Raw genomic sequence first — 22,749 nt, forward strand, 5'->3', positions numbered from 1 at the left:
GAAGATTATTTTTTTTACCTCAAAATATTACATACAAAAAAACGGATACGTTCCTTGTATCCGTTTTTTTGTATGTAATATTATAATAAAACTTACTTTCTATCTCTATTATAAGCAACTATTTTATCATCTATATAAAGAAATAGAGCTAATTCCGTTACATCATAATATATACAATCCGAAGTCCCTATGCAAACTTCACGATCTTTTGAGTTTACTGACCACGTGTTTTGAGTTGTTTTTTCTTTAGATTTTTCTGTTAAAGTAAAGTCTAAAGAAAAAACAAGAATTGTTTCTGGATCATCTTGTTTAATCCATGTTCCTACTAATCCTCCATGATCTTTTTGATCATCTGTGATCTGCATCTCTTTCAGATATTCTCTTTGAGATAAAATATCTTCTGTCTTAAATGCTGTTAATACAAATACCAAAGCAACTAAGGCAAAAATTACAGATATAGATTGGGGTCTTTTCATAATTTAATGTTTTTAATAAGGATAAATTTAATGTTTTTTTTCGCAATTCATAGATTTAATTCTTTTATATATTCAAAAAAAGAGTCAAATTTAAATTACTATATTTTATAAAACATTACTCTCTAGATCTTATATAATAAAGTTTCATATCATTCATAGTTAGAACAAGTTCATCTTCGTCTAATTCATAATCTATACATATTTCTTTATTATTTTGTACAGAAGTTGCTTTTAAGCATAGTTTATTACCCTTTATTAACCAGTATCTTTTTAAAGGATCTCCTAGAGATTTTTCTACAGCAACACCATTCTCTCCCAAATTTATATACGTTTCTGGATCTCCATTCATAATCCATTTACCTATTAAATTTTCAGACTCCAAATGCTGTTGACATATCTCTTTATTTTTAAATTCTCCAGACCTTATTAATTTAGGGTTCTTTTTAAAGCTGGTTATTACTATTGCTAAAAAAATGAGAATAGATATATTAAATTTAAAATGCATAAATTGAGGTTTAACAAGGTTAAATTTAACTTTTTTAGTTTTATTCTGCTCGTTTATTTTTTTTATTTAATCAATAACCATACCTAGTAGCAGGAAAATAATTGTTTTTCTTAAAAAAAATTAAGTAAAAAGATGAAACTTGTTTTTAATCAATAGATTGTGAAGGTTTCCTATACCAGAAAGCTTAGTTTGAAAAACCTGCTTACTTGTGTTTTTATTGAAACATAAAAAAATGATATATCTAAAAGCTTAATTAATCTACAACAAAACTAAATCCACTAGAAAAGAGAGTTGCACTAAGCCCTGAGTTTCTATCGTATTGTCTAAATCTAAGGTCAATACTTTTTAAGCCAAGTTTCCAAATATGGAATTTTGTAAAAATATCTGTATAGCTAATTCCAAAACCATATTGATTGGCTTCAAAATCTGACAAATCATAATCTGATGTATAAAACTGTTGAGTAGAAAGATGCTGATTAAATGGCGCAAAATAATCTGCTGCAGTTTGCTTATAAAATCGATATGAAGGATATATCGTAAACTTATCTGTAATCTTGATAGGTATTTCTATACTTGTTGTATGGGATTTTACACCCCAATCATCTGTATAATATCTATAGAATGTACGTACTGTAAATATTTCACTAATATAATAATGTAGCCTACCACCCATTGCTATTTTAAGTCTAGAGTCTGGTAATCTTTCTACATCATCGGCATACGTAAATTCCTGAATAACGACATCCGCAATATCTGCAAATTGTACTCTTTGAAAAGGTGTGGATAAAAGTCCTTGTTGCTGTATGAAATCTAACGAGAGAGATCCTTGTAGTTTTTTAGATAAAATCTGTGAAAAGTCAAATCCTACCGAATAAGAATTTCGAGATTTATTGTTAAATGGAGTAAATGTTGGCTGATCTCTTAACTCTGATGGATAAATTGTTTTCCAGGTATCTAAAAAAACATTTGCTTTTACACTTAATTCTGTGTTTTTTTCATTGAAAAGCCTTGTATAGCTGCCTCCAAATCCTAAAGAAAAATAATCATACTCACTAGCGATTGCTAAATTGGCAGACCATATTTTATCTCGATCATCACTACTATGACTATAATTTGTTGATACCGTTACCAAAATATCACTTTCGGATGCTCCTGAAGATGCAACAAATGGGTTTGCTAGAACATTACCATCAAAAGGGTTTACATTACTTGAAGATGCCGATGAATACGCAGATACACCTGCGTCTATACTTAGCACATCATCATCATTTAAAGGAATTGAAACTACAATAGTAGGCGTTACGTCTGTAAGCTCCTCTGTACCAACACCTCCTGTAACTGCTGCATTATCCCCATCTTGTGCATAATAACTCATTAAGAAATCTACTTCTGTAGATTCTAACACTCTTTTCTTGTAAGTCGCTGTTTCATTTTGTTGTTTTTCTTGAGCTTTTATAAAAAAAGCAGAAAACAATATTGCTAATAATGGAAATTTTTTCAAAATGTTTTTTTATCAAAATTTATATATCGAATTATGATTAATTGCAACCACAACCTCCACCCGTTTTACCTCCGTTTGCACCTGCTGCAGACTCCCTATACGCCTGAAAATTAGATTCAAAACGATCACATTTTTTTAAGACAAGTTCCATATCTGGATCGTTAATTTGTACTTTTTCATATTCTTTTACAGCAACACATGATTGTAAAGAAAATAGTATTGCAAAAACTACTAATATTACTTTATTCATATAAATTATTGTTTTTATAAAACTATTTTTAATTGTCTATTTTAATGTGATTTGATGTATGTATTTTTCCTTGCTCATCGACAATTATACATTCTACTCCCGCTAATTGGTTTATTCTATTTAGCCCTGTTTCTATGCCCATTACAAATACAGAAGTGGCTAAAGCATCTGCTAGTTCTGCTTTTGGTGCAAAAACACTTACACTAACAATCCCCGTGGATGGATATCCTGTTCTTGGATCAATGATATGAGAATATCTTTTATTACCTAAAACAACATATTTTTCATAATTTCCAGAAGTCACTACTGCTTTATTTATTACTGGAAGTAACGCAAATGCATTGTTTTTATTTAACGGATTAGTAATTGCCACTTTCCAATCACTTCCATCTGGTTGTTTCCCCCATGTATTCATATCTCCAGAAGCATTAATAATTCCTGCGTCCACACCTATAGCTATTAAGAGTTTTTTAGCTTTATCTGCGGCGTATCCTTTGCCAATTGCTCCAAAGCCTATTTTCATACCTTTCAGTTTTAGAAATACTGTAGATTGATCTTTATCTAAAATAATATTAGAGTACCCTACTTTTGCAACGGATGCTTCAATTTCTTTATTAGAGGGTATTTCTACCATGCTATCATCAAATTTCCATATTTTATCCATCGATGCATAGCTAATATCAAAAGCACCATCTGTTAATTTAGATATTTGTATTGCTCTGGATATTAAATCAAAAAGCTCTTTATCAACTTTTATTGGGGTAATTCCTGCATTATTGTTGATTAAAGAAGTTTGAGAATCTTTACTCCAAGAGGATATTAGACTTTCTATACGTTGGATTTCTTTTATTGCTGTATTTATATATTGTTTAGCTTGAACGCTATCTTCTGCTACTACAGTAATATCAAAACGACTTCCCATTAGTTTTAGGGTTCGTTTATGTATCTGTTGTGAAAAACTACAGTTTATGATTAATAAAAATAAGATTATAAAAAAGGCTTTCAAAATATTATTTTATCATTTGATTTAGAATATCTAAATAAGAATTCGGTGGTATATTTTCATACCCTACTTCTCCTAGTTTTTCTCCATTTTTATCCACAACAACTACTAAAGGGAAACCTCCGCTTTTGTTATATTTTTCTGCAAGTTTTTTATTCTGATTTTGTAAACCTTCTGCCAATTGATTTTTCTTTTTTCTAGGGAAATCAGCTTTAATTAATACAAAATCATTTTTTACAGACTCTTTAAACTCTTTAGTTGCCAATATTTTCTTCTCTAATTTTATACATGGCGCACACCAATCTGATCCTGCAAATACTAAAATTATATGTTTGTTTTCATTTTTTGCTATCTTTTTAGCTTCATCAAAATTAGTCCTCCATTCTTGAGCATTTATAACATTTGTATACAAAAACACCAATAGTAATATTAAAATAATTTTTCTCATCTATTTAATCTTATTAACAGGATACTACATATAGAAATTTTCCTTGTTGTAATTATCTATTCCCTAGTAAACTTTATAAATAAATCATAATGTCTACTAAATTTAAATAACAATTACTTTACAAAAAAATATTAATGACTAACAAACTCAAAATAAGCTAAGAAATATGCTTCTGAACAATATATATTGTTTTTCAAGACAAGCCTTGGTTCGAGCTGATTTTTTTTTCAACAAACATTTATAAACAAAAATAGCGGTATTATATAATAAACACCGCTATCTTTTATGTATACTAAGTTTCAAAAAAACCTAATTAAGGTGATTATAATTTAGGACATCTTTTACAATTAGATTTCCCTTTCTTTTTATATTTTTTACAGCACTTTTTCTTTTTCCCTCCACATGATATTTCACAATCAAGGACTAAACAAGGAGAATACAAGGATGGAATATCTGTATTTTGCACTTTCTTTAATTTTTATTAAATCTAAATAAAGCACGAAAATAATAAAAATATTTTAAAGAAAAAGAAACTTTTTTTAATCTTTAATAGCTTATCAACAATTATTTACCTTGCCCTCCAGCCTGAAAAGTATTTATATCTCTGTCAAATAAATAATGTCCAGATTTATCTTCTCCAATAATTCTTAATTTATCTAACAATGTACGTGCTATTGCCTCTTCTTCTAACTGTTCTGAAACATACCATTGCATAAAATTATGCACATTATAGTCTTGTCGCTGTAAACACTCGTATATGATATTATTGATCTTTGATGTTACAAATTCTTCACTTTTTAAGAATGTTTCAAAAAGCTCAGTTAAAGAATCAAAATCATCTCTTGGCTTATCTATTTCAGGAATAATAGCAACACCACTTCTTTCATTAATAAACTTAACCAATTTAATCATATGTACTCGTTCTTCTTCTGATTGAGTATAAAAAAAGTTAGCGACACCATTATATCCTCTTGTATCCGCCCAACTTGCCATAGAAAGATACTGAACTGAAGCTTTTGCTTCGTATCTTATTTGATCATTTAATAATTTTTCTATTTCTTGTATCATTTTTTTGTATTTTTTTTCAAAAAAACTAAAATACAATAATTTATTATGCTTTAGAAATAACGTATAGTCAATTGTATTATTTAAAATAAGACTATTTAACGATTAAAAACATTTTAACGATCCATAAGTGTTTTTTAACATATATGGCGATGAAAAACTAATAAAGTTTAAGAAGTAAATTATTGAATATTGTAAACTATGCGGCTTTTTCAAAAGCTATATAATTAACTAGCCTACCTTGTTTATCATGTACTGGAAACCCTTTTATCAAACACATATATGATGTTTGATCTTTTCTATAATTAAGGATAGATACTTCAAAAGGGAGCATACTATCTATTGCTTTTCTTACTGTTATTGATGTTTTGATACATGTTTCATCACCCTGAAACATCTTTGGCGAATTACCTATCACTTCTTCTGGAAGGTATCCATTCATTTTTTGAATATTTTGAGATGCAAATACTATTTTAAGTTTTGGATTAGTAACAACAATAACAGAGTCCTCTTCAATAAACTGTTTATAATCTATATTAAAACTCCAATTTTTGGTAACTTTCTTTAACGCAACAAAATCATCCCTAAAACTTTCAATTAGTTTATGATGTTCCCCATAAAACTCCCATGATAATAATGGTAATACATGGTTAGACATTTTTTTGTAATACTTATCCATTACACTATCGTATGCAAAGAATTCATTCATAAGCACTGCTGTTTTACTCAAAAGTATCTAATTAAAATTGTAACTAATATTGAACAAAAGTTAATTCTTTAATCCTATAAAAATTTACTGGTATATTTTAAATTAAAACAATAACAAAACCTCTAATAAACACCTTTGTTTTAAAAAAACATGTGTTAGATCATGTTATTGCATTAGATAAATTATAAAATATCATTTACCATCGAAACTGTAAGGTTGTGTACCATGTTAATGGCTCAGAAGGTATTATTCCAGGGCCAGGATATCCTGTTGCTCTTTGCGTAAAATAACTTTTATCTAATATATTATTTATACCGGTTTCTAATTTGAATATTTTATAAGAATAAGATAAAGAAAAGTCCATTATATCATAAGCTGGCATAAGCCCTCTTACACCACTTAATCCAGGTTTAACAGAATTTTCTGCATCAGAAAATTGTTCTGACAAATATGAATATTGTACTGAGGCTAAAAGATTTTTATAACCAAACCTAAGTCCTGTCTTCATATTAAGATTAGGTACAAACTCCACTTCTTTATTTGTGCCATTATATTTAGAATTAACCAACGAAGTATTTGCAAACCAATTAAAGCTGATATCAGAACTATTATTCAATAAAATTTTGTTTAGATTAAAATCAACTAAAGATTCTAAACCATACATAGTAGCATCTCCTACGTTAGTTCTAAAATTTTTTACACTTCCATCAGCTTGTTCTTGTTGAATAACCCCAATGCGATTATTATAAAACAATCCAAAAAGACCAACATCATATGAAATCAAATCATTAATTTTTCCTCTTATACCTACATCTGAAGTAAATCCTGATTCATCAGTTATATCAGGGTCTATTCGAAAAGAAGGGTTTACTATATTTATATCAGAAAAAGTTACTGATCGATAATTTTCTGAAATATTAGCATAAATTTCAAGTACATTTAAAGGTTTATAACTAATTCCTAGTCCTAATAAAACAAAGGATCTCTCAAAAGTTCTATTATCCTGTATACTATTATCTCGAATGACATTACCCGCCAAATCTGTGATAATATTTCTAGAAGAACCATCTACTTCCGTTTTTAAATATTCAAACCGAAATCCTGGAGTAACAGAAAGGGTATTAGTTATATTAAAAATATTTTCTCCAAAAACAGCTACATTTAAATTTGGATAATCAAAATCAGACTGATTAGGGTATGTAGGAAACTTATCCTTTGTAAAATCAAAATCAGAGCCCAAATCCGCTGTTCCAGGACCTTGTCCTTCTGCATTATTCGCCTGATAATATTTTGTTCCAATCAAAAATATAGATTCCTTACCAAACAGGTTATATCTTGATAAAACTCTTCCTTCTGCTCCAAAATTTAAGAAATCACCAACAATAAGGTCTCTAGGGCTTTCCAATTGATCCTCTTGATCTACTCTATTAGTTCTAAAACCTACTGCAGATCTAGATGCATCTAACCCAAAAAGGTTTAAACTAATATCTGTTTTATCAGATAATTTATGATCAAATCGCAAAGAAAACAATTTCCAGTCTACTTTAAACCAATTTCTAGTTCTATTACTTTGGGAAGGATTTTCTTTAAATCTAGCATCTGATAACCCTCCTGGTTGTTGTGCTAAATAGTTAAGATAAGTAAACTCTCCAGATATTTTGGTTTTTTTAGAAATTTGATATCCAAGATGGACATATAAGTTTTTGGAATCAAATTGTGTATTAGGCCTAAAACCTTTTCCTTCTTTATAATTAAAATAAGTATAATAGCTTAATTTACCTACTGTACCTCCTAGACTGTTGAAACTCGTAAATAAATTATAAGATCCTAAAGATTGTCTAGATATTAGTTCTATTTTTTTGTTTGGATTAGGTTGTTTCAATTTAAAATTAATCAATCCTCCAAACTGAGTTCCATATTGTAATGAAGCGGCTCCGCGCACAACTTGTATTTCGCTCAAAGCTTCTGCTGGAGGTGTATAATAGCTCTCTGGGTACCCCAAAACATCAGCACTTATATCATATCCATTTTGTCGAGTGTTAAAATTAGCCGTCCTATTAGGGTCCAAACCTCTTCCCCCAATATTTAGCTGTAAGCCACCTACGCTATTTTCATAAATATTTAACCCAACAACTTGCGCGTAAATCTGTCTTGCATTATTAGCTGCCAAATTACCAACAGTTTGATCTACCAAAACAACTTCACTCTTTTTACCTGCAAAAATAGCAGTCCCTTCTACAGGCTTAAGTTGTTTTAAACCAAAAATCTTTTCTTTTCGTTGAGTTATCAAAACTTCTGAAAGTTCTTCTCCTAAAGGGTTTAAAACAAAATTTTTAATTACATTTCTCTCTACTTTTATCTTTTCTTCTAAAATTTCAAAATCAAAACTAAAAATAGTAATCCAGTATTCTCCTGATTTCAAATCAGTAAATTTAAACTCCCCATCACTATTGGTAATTGTATGACTACTAGAATTCCTTATATACACTTCAGCATTAGCAATCGGTTGATTATCAAATCCTATTACTTTTCCTTCTAATTCATGTTGCCCAAAAACAGTAGTAACTATTAATAATGCTACAAAAAATATATTATAATCCTTTAATTTCATCTTTGAATGGAATAATCCACTTTTTATGTTTTAATGATTCTTTTTGTTTTCCCAAATCCACTTTTGGGTCTATATATAGGGTACTTAACCTTCCATTGAGTGCTACATAACTCTCTACAAATACTTGTATATTTTGATGTCCTTGGCTTTCGAAATGTTCTTTTAAATAGTGTGCATATTCTAATATAAAATCGGGTTGTGATGCCATTTGTTTTTGTTGAAAGGCAGTAAGAAAATCATCATTATCCACATAAAATCTTTCTTTTGTTTCACTATTTACAATTTTAAAATTAGCGTAACCTGCCTTTTCCATTAACATCACTCTCCATGAAAATCGATACCCTTCTTCTGTCCAAAATAACTCACCAGGATATATTAGATACCTAAACGGGAAAAATAACTGAATCATGAAGAATATCAAAAAGAAGGATATTAAAATTTTATTCTTTACATAACTGAATTTCAACACCTTATTTGTATCAAATTTTGATTTATTTATTTTACATATTTTAGAAATAAAATCTAATATTTTATGATGAAAAACAGAATTAAAAAAAACTAATGTACTTATAATCATAATATAAGGAAACATTCCTATTGGAAAAAGCACACGAGTCAATACATGAAAAACAACTACCATTACAAAGGCAAAAGGTCTTGTTTTTCGATATAATAACAAAAATGGAATGGTAAGATCATATATCGCTCCAGAATAACTAAATAAATAATGCGCCCATTCTTTTTGTAGTATATCTCCCAAAAAAGGGATATCATATTTAGAAGGCAACCAAATTTTAAGTGGCATAGCATCTAATAGCCAATCTGAATTAAGTTTTGCTAAGCCTGCATAGAAATAAACAATACCTAAAAGTAATTTAATGACATCGATTGTCCAGCTTGGAATATATTGAAAAGATGTACCTTTTATTTTTGCATCCAACGAATAATATGCATTCGCAGGTAAAAATATCATTATAAAACTTAATAAACTTATAAAATAATAATGGTTAAGGTATGTTGTTTTATCCATTAATTCTATATAAGTAAAACTAAGAAAAAAGGTAACAATAGCAATTTTATACTTAAACCCCAATGTTATCAAAATTGTAGAGATACCGCAAATAAAAAAAACAGCATAGGTATATGCACCTATAGGCTTTACCCATTCAAATCCATAAAAAGAGAAAAAAAACTTAGGCTGAATATACAATTTATCAATCCAGCCATAACTCCAAAAACGAATAATACTAGTCAACATCATTAATCCAAAAAAAACACGAAAGACTGCAAGTGGTGCAGCCTCTGTATGTTTTTTAAAATATTCGTTAAGATTAAATTTCATCTAACAATAGTTACTTTAATCTCCGTCTGCATCTACAAAATCAACACTAACAGAAATTGCCTGAAGCATGTCAACTTTTAGATAAACCACGTTTTTTTGTAGTTCATCATAAGTTTTTGTCATTAGGCTATTATCGGTACGGATTTGAAATGAAAAATCATCATTTAAACCTGATGCCATTGCTCTTGCTGTATTAAATTGATTATTAATAAGTGAGCTCAAATCTTCTCCATTTCTAATCGTATTTAAGAAATCTAAATATGTTTTTAAACTTTCTCCTTTAGAATCTCCAGCAAAGTGTTTTCCATTAAAAAAATCTTGCAATGCACTAAGGTTCGCATTAAAAAGTTTTTTAGATATATCTCCTTTATAAAAAGCTTCAACTTTATTATCAAAAGTTTCAGAAAATATTCCCGCAGGGATTCCTATTTTAGCTGCCCGTAAATGTTTTTCGTAATGAAAAATAAAATCATTTACTAACTTATCTAATGAACTTGTTGCGGAAGCTCCACTATTATTAACAAAAGTATCTCTATAACCTTCTTTCCAATTCGTTAAAACCTGATTAGCAAGATTATCCATACGATTAACCAAATCGGTTATATATTTTTTATAACCAGCAGCATTGGTATTTGTAGAGTAAAACTCTACGATGCCCGCATCAGTATCCGACAAACCATTTAAAAGATAATCTAAAGCTGCGAAACCCTGTTCATCTTGTTTTGTAACCGTAGTAAGATCATATTCTCCTGTAGCAATATTAGATTCTAGATCTGATGTAGTAACAGGATATACATTCATGAAATTTCGAAATGAAATTTCTTCTGCTTTTCCTATTTCAAACATACCAACAGATTGCCACGAGATATACGCCTCTATCCATACGTTTCTTAATATTACAAGATTTGCCTCATTAGTGGTCGTTGTAAAATTAGAAGTAGCTGTTTTTAAAGCAGTCATATCCTCCGAAAAATTTTGATACGCAGGAATTACTATATTATCTGCGACATTAATTAATAATGCTTTTCTATCAAAATTATCTTTATTTCCATCCGTAACGTTTGCGTCATCACTTGATGAACAACCGATTACTAGAAAAGTTATTATCAAAATTAAAAATAATGACTTCTTCATTTTATTTTTATTTATTCTTAATAAATTTTTGCAAATGTAAAAAAAGAGGTCGAAATGAAATAATTTCCTACCTCTTTTTTATCTTTATAAATGATTTATTCTTTAGCTACCTGCCTGTGCTACACTAAAACTAAATTTTTCAGCAATTTTTTCTGAAATAGATTGTAATGTATTTGGAGACAAATCCCAAAATCCATTAGCACCTTCCATCAATTGGTCTATATATGTCTGGACTTCTGATTTAGTAAAATAAGGTGTATTGCTATCTGATTTTCTGGTAAACTGTAAACTATATACAAATCCAAATCCTTCAGATAGATCATGAAAAGCACTAGCATAATCCACTACAGGTGCTTCTAGAGCTTTTTTGCCTTGTTGCAAATAATACACTGCTCTAATTGCTATAACTTGTGATATTTTTTCTTTAATAATAGCTGCCTGTTTATCACGCACATCATATTGTTTTGCAACAATAGCAGCTCTACCTAATTTAAAGGCATCAAAAATGTCTTTTGCTATACCTTTAAAATCAGAATCTGCTTCTACTCTACCAATATATTTGTTTAAAAAGTTGTCATCAGCACCAATGGTAGCATTAGGGTTTGTTTTATCCGCAGAAGTCCCATATAAATATCCATAAGCCTCGTCCCATTTATGTTCCATAGTAGTATAGTTCTTACCTTCTTCTACTACATCTTTATCATTATTTACTACATTATCTGCTTCATCCAGAACAGCTGTACTTAAATAATTGTTTAGGGCCTGATCTGTCATCAAAGCACCTATCAAACTTTTAGCAAATGCTTGATTTAACTCTAACCCTTTTGCATCAACATACCTCTTAGATCCTCCTCCAGCTTCTTGTATAACCCCTGCAACTCCTGCTTTAGCAGTTATCTCCCAATTAGGAAAAACTTCATCTACTTGATTTTTTATCCAACCATCAAATTGATTTCTTATAGCAATCGCATCTGTTGTATTTGCAGAAAAATAATCTTTAGAAGCAGCAACTTTACTTCTAACACTTTTATTAGATGCATTTAAATCTGTATCCGAAAAATCATTCGCACCTTCGACATGAGAAAACATTGCATTCAAAACCACCTCTGTATTAGTACGATCCTTTAGTTCACTCACTATTTCTTCTGCCATGGCAATACGAGTAGTTTGCCCGCTAAAACTCACAGAACTTCCCCCTTTACGTTCAAAGGTATATTTTTCTGGTGCTACTACCTGATCAATGGGCGACGTGCTATCATCATCAGAAGAGCAAGCTCCTAATACAAAAACTACAGATAAGCATATGCTTTTTAATAAATTTTTTATTTTCATCATTTTTTATTTAGACTTAATATCAATAATTATAAAGTTTACAAATATATTTATCAGAATAGAATTGACCAATTTTATTTGTAATAAATCTAAATAAATTTTTATTTCACATTACAACTGTGTTATCCAACTATTATCCGTTAATTAATACCAATTATTGTTTAAATTTACTGGAAAAGAAAATATTTTTTTGTTTCAATGAAGAAGAAAAGCTTGTGCTAGACTTGATCTGGTATCGAACATAGCTGAACTACAGTTTATATTTATTTTGAAATTGAGGTGTAAAAAGAACATTTTATTCTGATATATTCAAATGATAAATGGTATAATACTTCTTTATTGACTATCCTTTTCTTTCTAAAAAAACTATAAAGAATTCTAAATTAACAACTTTAAAATACCTTTACAAGGTTTGTTTTTAGAAATATATTTTATTTTCAAAGCAAGTCCTCAAAAAAATGAAACTCCTATAAGGGTCTAAAATTATTTTATTTAACCAGATAAATTATATCGTAACTAAGATAATAAACACTAACATTATTATAATTTTACTTATCTGCTACCACCTTAAGCAAACTGTTTTTAATGATATGCTGAAAATATTTTAGTAGCTTCGTTATAAGACGACTCAAAGCTAAGTGTTCTTATATCTGTATCCGCATCAACTGTAGTAAAGTAAGATATCATACGTTCAGTTGGCATATTCCCAGTTAATTCATCTTTTGCCATCGGGCATCCTCCAAATCCTTGAATTGCTCCATCAAACCTTCTACAACCTGCCTTATACGCAGCATCTACTTTTTCAAACCAGCTGGTTGGTGTAGTATGTAAATGTGCTCCAAATTCTATTTCAGAATATGATGAAATTAAATTAGAAAATAAATAGCTTATAATTTCTGGAGTTGAAGTACCTACAGTATCTGAAAGAGAAAGAATCTTCACTCCCATTTTACTAAGCTTTTCTGTCCATTCCCCCACTATTTCAACATTCCAGGGATCTCCATAAGGATTACCGAATCCCATAGAAAGATAAGCTACCACTTCTTTATTTGCTCCATCTGCAATATTTAATATTTCTTGCAAAGTCGCTACAGATTCTGCGATGGTTTTATGTGTATTCCGCATCTGGAAGTTTTCAGAAATCGAAAAAGGATATCCAAGGTAATTGATTGCGTCATGTTGCACCGCATCATTAGCTCCTCTTACATTAGCTATGATAGCCAACAACTTACTTTTTGTACTAGAAAGATCTAACTGTGACAAAACCTCTGCTGTGTCTGTCATTTGAGGTATTGCTTTTGGAGATACAAAACTACCAAAATCTATAGTATCAAAACCACAGCGTAGCAGCGATTGAATATATTGAACTTTTTTCTCTGTTGGTATAAATTCTTTTATACCCTGCATAGCATCTCTGGGACATTCAATAATTTTTATGTTTTCAGCCATTTTAGAATTCTAAACTAAGAAATATTCAATTGTGTGTATAAAAATATAACTATTTTTTAGAAAAAAGCACAAAAACTCCAATTCCGATAAAGACAACGATCTGAAGCCATTTCAAAACAACTCCTACCTTTGAATTCTTTTTTAAATACTCTGAAATAAACCCTGAAAGAATAGCTATTAATCCAAAAATTATAAACGAGACTATAATAAAAAGAAAACCTAATATATAAAACTGTAATACATTACTTATAGTAGTACTAAACAAAAACCCTGGGAAAAATGCCAAAAAAAATATAGATACTTTAGGGTTTAAAACATTCATAACAAATCCCTGCTTAAATAATTGCCCGAAACTTTTTTTGGGTAAATTGCCTTCAGACAAATTTACCGAAGCTTCACTTTTAAACACCTTGTAAGCAAGAAAAAACAGGTACAACGCACCAAATAGTTTTATAACAAAAAACAATACTTCACTTTGCTTTATTATAGCAGATACTCCAAAAGCCACTAATGTAGTATGAATCAAGCACCCTGTCATTAAGCCTGCTACTACAGCTAACCCATACTTTTTGCCATTAACGACACTTTGCATTAATACAAAAATATTATCAGGACCAGGGGTTATCGCTAAAACAGAAATAGCAATAACAAACGTATAAAGAATTTCGTAGTTCATAACTTTTAAACCTTGAAGGTTTTAAAAACTCTCAAGGTTTGTGTTTTAAAGCAGTGCTTTATTAATATCCTTAATTAATTTAGGGCCTTCATATATAAACCCCGTATATATTTGTACCAAACTCGCCCCAGCTTGCAGTTTTTCTAAAGCGTCTTGAGCGCTATGAATCCCTCCTACTCCTATAATTGGAAACGCTTTGTTACTTTTTTCTGATAAATATTTAATTACCTCTGTACTTTTATCTTTTATCGGTTGCCCGCTAAGCCCCCCATTACCAATAGCATCTAATTGATCTTTTGGCATACGCAAGTCTTTTCTTGAAACAGAAGTATTACTTGCAATAACTCCATCTAACCTTGTTTCTGCTACTAATTCTATTATTTCATCCAATTGATTTTTATTCAAATCTGGAGCTATCTTTAAAACAATAGGCTTTTGTTTTTGAAATGTTTTATTTGCTTTCTGCACAGCAAGTATTAATTCATTTAAATACTCTTTATCATTTAGTTTTGCATGACTCCCTACGTTTGGACAACTTACATTTAGAACAAAGTAATCGACATACGGATGTAATGCATTAAAACATTCTAAATAATCTCTAGTATAATTTTCTGGTAAAGTATCTGTATTCTTACCTATATTTCCACCTATTAATACTCTTTTATTCTTTTTTAATCGTTTAACGGCATCTTTAACACCTTCGTTATTAAATCCCATTCTATTAATTATTGCAGAATCTGACTTAAGCCTAAACAATCTCTTTTTAGGATTCCCTATTTGTGCCTTTGGTGTTAATGTTCCTATTTCTATAAAACCAAATCCAAAATTATGAAGTTCATTAAATAATTTTGCATCTTTATCAAATCCAGCAGCTAATCCTACTGGGTTTTTAAATTTCAATCCAAAGACTTCTCTTTCTAAACCAGGATCTTTAATTTGATATAAACTTCTAAAAACGAATGGAAATAAGGGGATTTTTGAAAAAAAACGGATCATTTTAAAAGTAAAATGATGTACGCTTTCTGGGTCAAATAAGAATAATAAAGGTCTTACTAAAAGTTTATACATTAAATATAGATTTGATTATGCAAAAATAAGTCATACAAGGTTCTAATAAAAGTGTATTTTTGAATTCTTCAGATGTATAAAATATTTCAGTATCATGATTTCAAAAAAACATATCACAAATAGATTTATTAGTTACGTTACTATCGACACAGAGAGTGATCCAGAAAGCACTACAACTCCTAGTACAAAAAAACAATGGGATCTTGCTAATAAACTAGCACAAGAATTAACAGACATAGGTTTAAAAGATGTAAGCATAGATGAGCATGCATATATTATGGCTACACTACCATCTAACGTAGACCATGAAGTACCTACTATAGGGTTTATATCTCATTTCGATACCAGTCCTGATTTTACAGGAGCAAATGTAAAACCACAGATTATAGAAGATTACGATGGTAAAGACATTGTATTAAATGCTTCTCAAAACATTGTACTATCACCTGATTATTTTGAGGATTTAAAACAATATAAAGGGCAGACTCTTATCACTACAGATGGAACAACACTACTAGGTGCAGATGATAAAGCGGGGGTTACCGAAATAGTAACTGCTATGGAATATCTGGTACAGCACCCAGAAATTAAACATGGTAAAATTCGTATTGGATTTACACCCGACGAAGAAATAGGTCGTGGAGCTCATAAATTTGATGTCAAAAAATTTGGTGCAGATTGGGCATACACTATGGATGGTAGTCAGATTGGAGAACTAGAGTTTGAAAATTTTAATGCCGCTGGAGCTGTTGTAACTATAAAAGGCAAAATTGTACATCCTGGCTACGCTAAAGGAAAAATGATTAATAGCATGTACATTGCACAAGACTTTATCAATTCTTTACCCAGATTAGAAACACCAGAACACACTACAGGCAGAGAAGGTTTTTTTCATTTACATAACATAAAAGGTGATGTAGAAGAAACCCAGCTACATTATATTATCCGGGATCATGACAAAGAGCATTTTGAAGCGAGAAAAGAAGTCATGAATAAATTAGGAGCAGAAATTAATGCCCAACACGGAAAAGAAGTTATACAAATAGAGATCAAAGATCAATATTTTAATATGCGAGAAAAGGTAGAGCCAGTAATGCATATTGTGGATATCGCAGAAGAAGCTATGAAATCTCTTGGTATTACCCCCCTTATAAAACCTATTCGCGGTGGAACCGATGGGTCTCAATTAAGTTTTATGGGATTACCTTGTCCTAATATTTTTGCTGGTGGGCATAATTTTCATGGGCGTTATGAGTATGTTCCTGTAGAAAGTATGATACGAGCAGTAGAAGTTATCGTAAAGATTGCAGAACTAACGGCTAACAAAAAATAAATAAAATACATCCGTTAAACCCTCTTTATGTAGTAGAATTTCGTAATGAAGCTTGAAGATTCAATAAGTTTTCTACTGCATAAAATGGGTTAAATATGTATTTTTATAATAGTGTTTTAGAAAATAAAAAAAGCGCTATAAAACTAAATTAGTTTTATAGCGCTTTTAAAAGGATGCTAGTTATTACTTTTTTTCTACTACAGGCTGGTTAAGCTTTTGACTCATCTCCAATGAAATTGCAGATTTATCATAAGTTAATTTCCCTGATCCTGTTTCGATAATAACAGCGTTATTTTTTTCGCTAAAGTCAAAAACTTTTCCATGAAGACCACTTTTCGTTACTATTTTGTCTCCTTTTTTAAGCTCTTCAGCAAATTTTTTCTCTTTTTTTGATTTTTGCATTTGTGGTCGTATCATAAAAAAATACATTACCACAAATATTAATACAAAAGGTAGAAACTGTTGAATTTGATCCATAAAATTATTCGCTTACTGGTGTTCCACTTACTGGTTGAGCTTTTGGAGTTACCATAGCTTTAATTTTAATAATTTCTTTTCCAGCTTCTGTATTTGCAGTTATAGTAACTTGTTTAGTTTGCTGATTTGGCTTTCCGCTAGAGTTAAATTTTACTAGCATCTCTGCTGTATCACCTGGAGCAATTGGCTCTTTTGGCCACTCTGGCACAGTACATCCACAACTACCTTTTGCACTTACAATTACTAATGGAGCTTTACCTGTATTAGTAAAAGCAAATTTATGCTCTACTACATCTCCTTCATTAATAGTTCCAAAATCATGTTCGTTTTTGGTAAAAGTCATAACAGGAAAATCTGCATTCTTTGCGTCGCGATCTGCTGCTATTTCTACATTTTCTTCTTTAACTTTTTCTGCTGCTTTATCTTTGCAAGACACGAATGTCATAGCAAAAACTCCAGCTAAAATTAAGATTCCTTTTTTCATTACTTGAGTTTTTAATTATTGTTGAGGGTTAAAAATACTATTTTTTCTAATATTACATAAGTCCACGGCCTACTTTGTTTAATTTACCGTTTTCTTTGTACTCTTTAGAAATTTTATCTAAAATTCCGTTGATAAAAATACTACTTTTAGGGGTACTATATTCCTTTGCTATTTCTAAATATTCGTTAATTGTTACTTTTACAGGTATTGAAGGAAACTTTACAAACTCACAAATAGCCATTTTTATAATAGCTTTATCCAGTTCTGCTATACGATCTTGATCCCAATTTGGGGTTCTTCCATCAATTTCTTTTGTAAACTCTACTCCATTAAGTGTTGTTTTCTTAAAGATATCTATAGCAAATTTTTTATCCTCTACATCCTTATACAATTTTGGCAAAGACATATTTTCTGTATGGGATTCTTTTAGTTTACGAAGCATCTTTATAATAGATGTGTTTACTAATGGCAAATCATCAACCCATGTAAGTTTTTTATCTTCAATATAATCGTACAGTTTTTCATTAGGAGCGATAATTTCTTTAAAGATTTCTATTATAAAATCTTTATCTTCTCTAAAAGCACTAAATTTAGTACTCATATAAGATTTATACTGATCACTTTCTCTAATTTCTTTCCATAATATTGCTACATATTCCCCATCTAACTCCCAACAATTAAGTCTTTTTTTATCCATCTCCTCTTTTAAGAGAATATTTTTCTCTAATAACAATAATACTTCGTTATTTATAAATTTGGTGTTAGGATTTTTTTCTTCGGAAGTAGGCAAATATTTCTTTTTACTAATATCTAAAAGATCTGCCGCATGTTTTCTAATTTCTACCAGAAGCTGAAGATTTATAAGAAATAATTCATACATCTGATCAATACTAAAAAGAAGAAACTTCTCTTCTTTGACAAGGTTGTCACTTTGCGTCTGCTCTATCGAATAAAGAGACTGCATTACTTTTACTCTAATATGTCTTCTGGTTAACATAGAAAATTACAAAGAACTTTATATTAAAAAAGGACAAAAGCCACTATTGACTTTTGTCCTGCAAAAATACTATTATTTTTAATCTACCGATCTTAAAACTCTTTTTTTTCTATCTAAATTGTGTTCAAAAAAAAATTAAAGTAATTATACTGCATAAAAAAACAGTAATTATTGCCTGTCACTAAAAAGAATTTTAAGTTTTTTACCTCTTATTATTATTGGTTTTCTTTTTTTCGAGTAGCAATTCTATCTTCAGCAATAGCATTTGCTGCTGCATTTGTAGTTATATTAGCTGCTTTTGCTCTATTTAATATATCTAAAGTTGTATCAAAGATATTTTCGGTTTTAGCCATAATTTGATCTCTACCATAACCTTCTATCTCTGCGTATACATTTATAATACCCCCAGCATTAATTAAAAAATCTGGTGCATACACTATTCCTTTCTTTTGCAATATAGGCCCATGAATATTTTCATCAGCTAATTGATTATTTGCTGCTCCTGCAATTATTTTTACGTTTAATTTATCAATAGTACCGTCATTAACCGTTGCTCCTAATGCACAGGGTGCGTAAATATCTGCCGTTTCTGCATACAAATCATTGCCTCTGTATATATCTACACCGTATTTTTTACTCACCTCTGCTAACCTTTCTTCATTGATATCGCTAATTATAACATGTGCACCTTCTTCTGCAGTTAAGCGGACTAACTCTTCACCTACATGACCAATACCTTGAACCAAAATTCGTTTTCCTTTTAGTGCCTCATCTCCGTATGTAAATTTCGTAGCTGCTTTCATACCCATATACACTCCATATGCGGTAACTGGGGAAGGATTTCCCGCCCCTCCTTTAGATTCTGATATTCCTGTTACATAAGGAGTTACCTCTCTAACTACATCCATATCAGTTGTCTCCATCCCTACATCTTCTGCTGTATAATACTTACCTCCAAGTGTATGCACAAACTTTCCAAAGCGTCTCATTAACTCTGGTGTTTTTATTTTTTTTGGATCCCCTATAATAACTGCTTTTCCTCCACCAAGATTTAAACCTGTGATAGCTGCCTTATAGGTCATTCCTCTTGATAATCTTAATACATCATTAAGAGCATCCCATTCTGTTGCATAGTCATACATTCTTGTCCCTCCTAAAGCTGGCCCTAAAATTGTATTATGCACACCTATTATTGCTTTCAATCCTGTATCTTTGTCCTGACAAAAAACAACTTGTTCGTGATCATCAAACGATAGTTGACCAAACACTGGAGCTTCTTTTTTTAGTTGATTTGCAGTAAATACTTCAGTTATCATGTTGTGAAAATTTTATAATGAAATTATATTATACTCAAAATTAAGATGCTAAAATAGCATATTTTTATCAATTTCAAATTTAAGACTGTTAAATTTTACGAATACACTAATTAATTTATTCTCAAATATTATTTTTTATGCCTGCATTGCGACATTTAAACAAGTATTTTTCTAAATATAAATACCGCTTAATTATAGGTTTGGTCATTACTATTATTGCAAGAATTTTTGCTACAATGGTTCCTACATTAGTTGGTGACTCTGTTGATGTAGTAGAACAATATATCAATAAAGAAATTACGGATATCACTCAAGTAAAGACCGGTCTTATTATTAATATCTCACTAATCATTGGAGCTTTACTTATTTCTGCTTTATTTACTTTTTTAATGCGTCAAACTTTTATTGTAGTTTCTAGGTTTATTGAGTTTGATTTAAAAAATGAAATATTCCAGCATTATGAAAAATTATCCCTAAATTTTTATAAAAAAAACAGAACAGGAGATTTAATGAATCGTATTAGTGAAGATGTTACTAAAGTCAGAATGTATGTGGGTCCTGCAATTATGTACAGCGTAAACACTATTACTTTATTTGTTGTAGTAATAAGCTACATGATTAGTATAGCTCCCGAATTAACGTTGTACACCTTAGCCCCTTTACCAATATTATCTGTATCCATATACAAATTAAGTGTTGCTATTCATAAGCGCAGTACTGTTGTCCAAGAGTTTCTCTCTAAATTAACCACATTTACACAAGAATCTTTTAGTGGCATTACAGTTATAAAAGCATATGGTATTGAACCTCAAACACAAAAAAATTTCATTGAATTATCAAACAAAAGCAAAGAGAAAAATTTGGATCTAGCCAAAGTACAGGCTTTATTTTTTCCCCTTATGGTTTTACTCATCGGGTTTAGTAATATATTGGTAATATACATTGGAGGGAAACAGTTTATTGACGGAACAATAAAAGATCTGGGTATCATTGTTGAATTTATCATATTTGTAAATATGCTAACTTGGCCTGTTGCAACCGTAGGATGGGTTAGTTCTATTATACAACAAGCTGAAGCCTCTCAAGTAAGAATTAACGAATTTCTAAGTCAAGAACCTGAAATCACGAATACAGTAATCCAAAAAACACCTGTTCGAGGAGATATATGTTTTGACAATGTTTCTTTTACTTATGATGACACTAATATCACAGCTTTAAAAAACATAAGTTTTTGCATTAAAAACGGAGAAACAATAGGTTTTATTGGCAAAACTGGTTCAGGAAAATCTACTATACTCGACCTAATCGGAAGGCTTTATGATGTATCTTCTGGAGAAATTCGTGTTGATGAAACGCCTATAAAAGACCTCAATTTAAACGATCTAAGAGAAAGTATTGGTTATGTTCCTCAGGATGCTTTTTTGTTTAGTGATACTATAGAAAATAATATAAAATTTGGAAACGAAAAAGCCTCAGAAAAAGAAATTCATCAAGCAGCAAAAAACGCAGTGGTACACAAAAACATAATTAACTTCAACAAAGGATATAAAACTGTTTTAGGAGAACGTGGTATTACCCTTTCCGGAGGTCAAAAACAAAGAGTTTCTATTGCCCGAGCCATAATTAAGAATCCAGCCATACTTCTTTTTGATGATTGTTTATCTGCAGTAGATACTGAAACCGAAGAAGAAATACTTAATAATCTTCGCGAAATTTCTGAGAATAAAACAACTTTTATAGTAACTCATAGGGTATCTACAGCTAAAAATGCAAATAAAATCATCGTATTAGAAGACGGCAAAATAACCCAACAAGGTACTCATAATCAGCTAATAAAGACTAACGGATACTACAAAGAACTTTATTTAAAACAACTTAATGAAAAAGAAATATAAGTTTTTTTTGTACGATTAACATTTTTTTTGGATTTTTGAAACCATCATAACAATATTAATTAATTAATAAATACGGATTATGAGTGATAATGAAATGATGGATAAAGAAGAAATTTTCTCAAAAGTTTTACGGGCAGGAAGAAGAACTTATTTCTTTGACGTAAGAGCTACAAAAGCAGGAGATTACTATTTAACAGTAACAGAAAGTAAAAAGTTCACTAATGATGATGGATCTTTTCACTATAAGAAACACAAAATCTATCTGTATAAAGAAGATTTTGCTGGGTTTACAGAAATCTTAAATGAAATGACTGATTTTATTGTTGACGAAAAAGGAGAAGAAGTAATCAGCGAAAGACATCAGAAAGATTTTCAAAAATCATATGAAAAAGATGAAACTGAAGGCAACACAGAAGAAGTTGTTGCTTCTACAGGGAGTTTTACAGATGTAAATTTTGATGATATCTAAACAAACAAAAAAGACTTAAGTTAAAGTTATGTAAACCATCTCAATATCTGAGGTGGTTTTTTTTATATTCACATTTCAAAAAACAACTTAAACGAGACTTATAGAAAATAATACTTTTTTAGAATATCGTATAGGTCTTATATTACAAACCCCTAAAGTTTTCTACAATAGAATTAATATAACTTAAAGTGTTTCTTATTGTTTTTGTA

At 30.1% G+C, this 22,749-nt stretch carries 22 protein-coding genes; 3 read left to right on the forward strand and 19 right to left on the reverse strand.

Annotation, left to right across the window (positions count from 1 at the left end):
* Positions 1-92 precede the first annotated feature (92 nt).
* From H527_RS0119140 to H527_RS0119210, 15 genes are all read right to left on the reverse strand, one after another.
* Positions 93-476 carry a hypothetical protein gene (locus tag H527_RS0119140; protein WP_027414130.1) on the reverse strand — a complete coding sequence of 128 codons (384 nt, stop codon included), beginning with the start codon at positions 474-476 and terminating at the stop codon, positions 93-95.
* Positions 477-591: 115 nt separating this feature from the next.
* Complete coding sequence (locus H527_RS0119145; RefSeq protein ID WP_027414131.1) at positions 592-981, reverse strand: lipocalin-like domain-containing protein; 390 nt, start codon at positions 979-981, stop codon at positions 592-594.
* Between the two features lie 253 nt (positions 982-1,234).
* Positions 1,235-2,482: a DUF3570 domain-containing protein gene (locus tag H527_RS0119150; protein ID WP_035089147.1), complete on the reverse strand. Its 1,248-nt coding sequence runs from the start codon at positions 2,480-2,482 to the stop codon at positions 1,235-1,237.
* Positions 2,483-2,519: 37 nt separating this feature from the next.
* On the reverse strand, positions 2,520-2,732 hold the full coding sequence (locus H527_RS0119155; protein WP_027414133.1) for a DUF4266 domain-containing protein: 213 nt from the start codon (positions 2,730-2,732) through the stop codon (positions 2,520-2,522).
* A gap of 28 nt (positions 2,733-2,760) precedes the next feature.
* A complete protein-coding gene (locus H527_RS0119160; RefSeq protein WP_373297423.1) occupies positions 2,761-3,738 on the reverse strand; it encodes an FAD:protein FMN transferase in 978 nt (325 codons plus the stop codon).
* Between the two features lie 4 nt (positions 3,739-3,742).
* On the reverse strand, positions 3,743-4,183 hold the full coding sequence (locus tag H527_RS0119165) for a thioredoxin family protein (protein ID WP_027414135.1): 441 nt from the start codon (positions 4,181-4,183) through the stop codon (positions 3,743-3,745).
* 564 nt (positions 4,184-4,747) lie between these two features.
* A complete protein-coding gene (locus H527_RS0119170) occupies positions 4,748-5,251 on the reverse strand; it encodes a ferritin (protein ID WP_027414136.1) in 504 nt (167 codons plus the stop codon).
* Positions 5,252-5,447: 196 nt separating this feature from the next.
* Positions 5,448-5,957 (reverse strand): PAS domain-containing protein, encoded by a 510-nt coding sequence (locus H527_RS0119175; protein ID WP_027414137.1) that lies wholly within the window; start codon positions 5,955-5,957, stop codon positions 5,448-5,450.
* Between the two features lie 196 nt (positions 5,958-6,153).
* The gene (locus H527_RS0119180) at positions 6,154-8,568 is read right to left on the reverse strand and encodes a TonB-dependent receptor domain-containing protein (RefSeq protein ID WP_027414138.1); all 2,415 of its coding nucleotides are present in this window, start codon (positions 8,566-8,568) and stop codon (positions 6,154-6,156) included.
* Entirely contained in the window at positions 8,549-9,910 is a 1,362-nt protein-coding gene (locus H527_RS0119185; protein WP_027414139.1) for an HTTM domain-containing protein, read from the reverse strand. The genes H527_RS0119180 and H527_RS0119185 overlap by 20 nt, the downstream gene beginning before the upstream one ends.
* 15 nt (positions 9,911-9,925) lie before the next feature.
* Positions 9,926-11,044: an imelysin family protein gene (locus H527_RS0119190; protein ID WP_027414140.1), complete on the reverse strand. Its 1,119-nt coding sequence runs from the start codon at positions 11,042-11,044 to the stop codon at positions 9,926-9,928.
* A 102-nt stretch (positions 11,045-11,146) separates the two neighbouring features.
* Positions 11,147-12,379, reverse strand: a complete 1,233-nt coding sequence (locus H527_RS0119195) for a DUF4856 domain-containing protein (RefSeq protein ID WP_035089152.1) — start codon at positions 12,377-12,379, stop codon at positions 11,147-11,149.
* Between the two features lie 579 nt (positions 12,380-12,958).
* Positions 12,959-13,825, reverse strand: coding sequence for a hydroxymethylglutaryl-CoA lyase (locus tag H527_RS0119200; protein ID WP_027414142.1), 867 nt, complete (start codon positions 13,823-13,825; stop codon positions 12,959-12,961).
* Between the two features lie 49 nt (positions 13,826-13,874).
* On the reverse strand, positions 13,875-14,501 hold the full coding sequence (locus tag H527_RS0119205) for a LysE family translocator (RefSeq protein ID WP_027414143.1): 627 nt from the start codon (positions 14,499-14,501) through the stop codon (positions 13,875-13,877).
* Positions 14,502-14,546: 45 nt separating this feature from the next.
* Positions 14,547-15,569, reverse strand: coding sequence for a quinone-dependent dihydroorotate dehydrogenase (locus H527_RS0119210; RefSeq protein WP_027414144.1), 1,023 nt, complete (start codon positions 15,567-15,569; stop codon positions 14,547-14,549).
* Between the two features lie 94 nt (positions 15,570-15,663).
* On the opposite strand from H527_RS0119210, the gene pepT reads away from it, so the two are divergent.
* Positions 15,664-16,902 carry a peptidase T gene (pepT, locus tag H527_RS0119215; protein ID WP_027414145.1) on the forward strand — a complete coding sequence of 413 codons (1,239 nt, stop codon included), beginning with the start codon at positions 15,664-15,666 and terminating at the stop codon, positions 16,900-16,902.
* Positions 16,903-17,085: 183 nt separating this feature from the next.
* Here pepT and yajC read toward each other — a convergent pair whose 3' ends face one another.
* The 4 genes from yajC to H527_RS0119235 form a co-directional block, all read right to left on the reverse strand.
* Positions 17,086-17,379, reverse strand: coding sequence for a preprotein translocase subunit YajC (yajC, locus tag H527_RS0119220; protein ID WP_027414146.1), 294 nt, complete (start codon positions 17,377-17,379; stop codon positions 17,086-17,088).
* 4 nt (positions 17,380-17,383) lie between these two features.
* Positions 17,384-17,863 carry a DUF1573 domain-containing protein gene (locus H527_RS0119225; RefSeq protein WP_027414147.1) on the reverse strand — a complete coding sequence of 160 codons (480 nt, stop codon included), beginning with the start codon at positions 17,861-17,863 and terminating at the stop codon, positions 17,384-17,386.
* Positions 17,864-17,915: 52 nt separating this feature from the next.
* The gene (gene nusB, locus H527_RS0119230) at positions 17,916-18,860 is read right to left on the reverse strand and encodes a transcription antitermination factor NusB (protein WP_027414148.1); all 945 of its coding nucleotides are present in this window, start codon (positions 18,858-18,860) and stop codon (positions 17,916-17,918) included.
* A 215-nt stretch (positions 18,861-19,075) separates the two neighbouring features.
* Positions 19,076-20,176: a Glu/Leu/Phe/Val family dehydrogenase gene (locus H527_RS0119235; protein WP_027414149.1), complete on the reverse strand. Its 1,101-nt coding sequence runs from the start codon at positions 20,174-20,176 to the stop codon at positions 19,076-19,078.
* A gap of 137 nt (positions 20,177-20,313) precedes the next feature.
* On the opposite strand from H527_RS0119235, the gene H527_RS0119240 reads away from it, so the two are divergent.
* Positions 20,314-22,071, forward strand: coding sequence for an ABC transporter ATP-binding protein (locus H527_RS0119240; RefSeq protein ID WP_027414150.1), 1,758 nt, complete (start codon positions 20,314-20,316; stop codon positions 22,069-22,071).
* Between the two features lie 79 nt (positions 22,072-22,150).
* On the forward strand, positions 22,151-22,540 hold the full coding sequence (locus H527_RS0119245) for a PUR family DNA/RNA-binding protein (protein WP_027414151.1): 390 nt from the start codon (positions 22,151-22,153) through the stop codon (positions 22,538-22,540).
* The last annotated feature ends 209 nt before the right edge of the window (positions 22,541-22,749 follow it).

Source organism: Aquimarina muelleri DSM 19832 (assembly GCF_000430665.1).
GTDB classification, from domain to species: Bacteria; Bacteroidota; Bacteroidia; order Flavobacteriales; family Flavobacteriaceae; genus Aquimarina; species Aquimarina muelleri.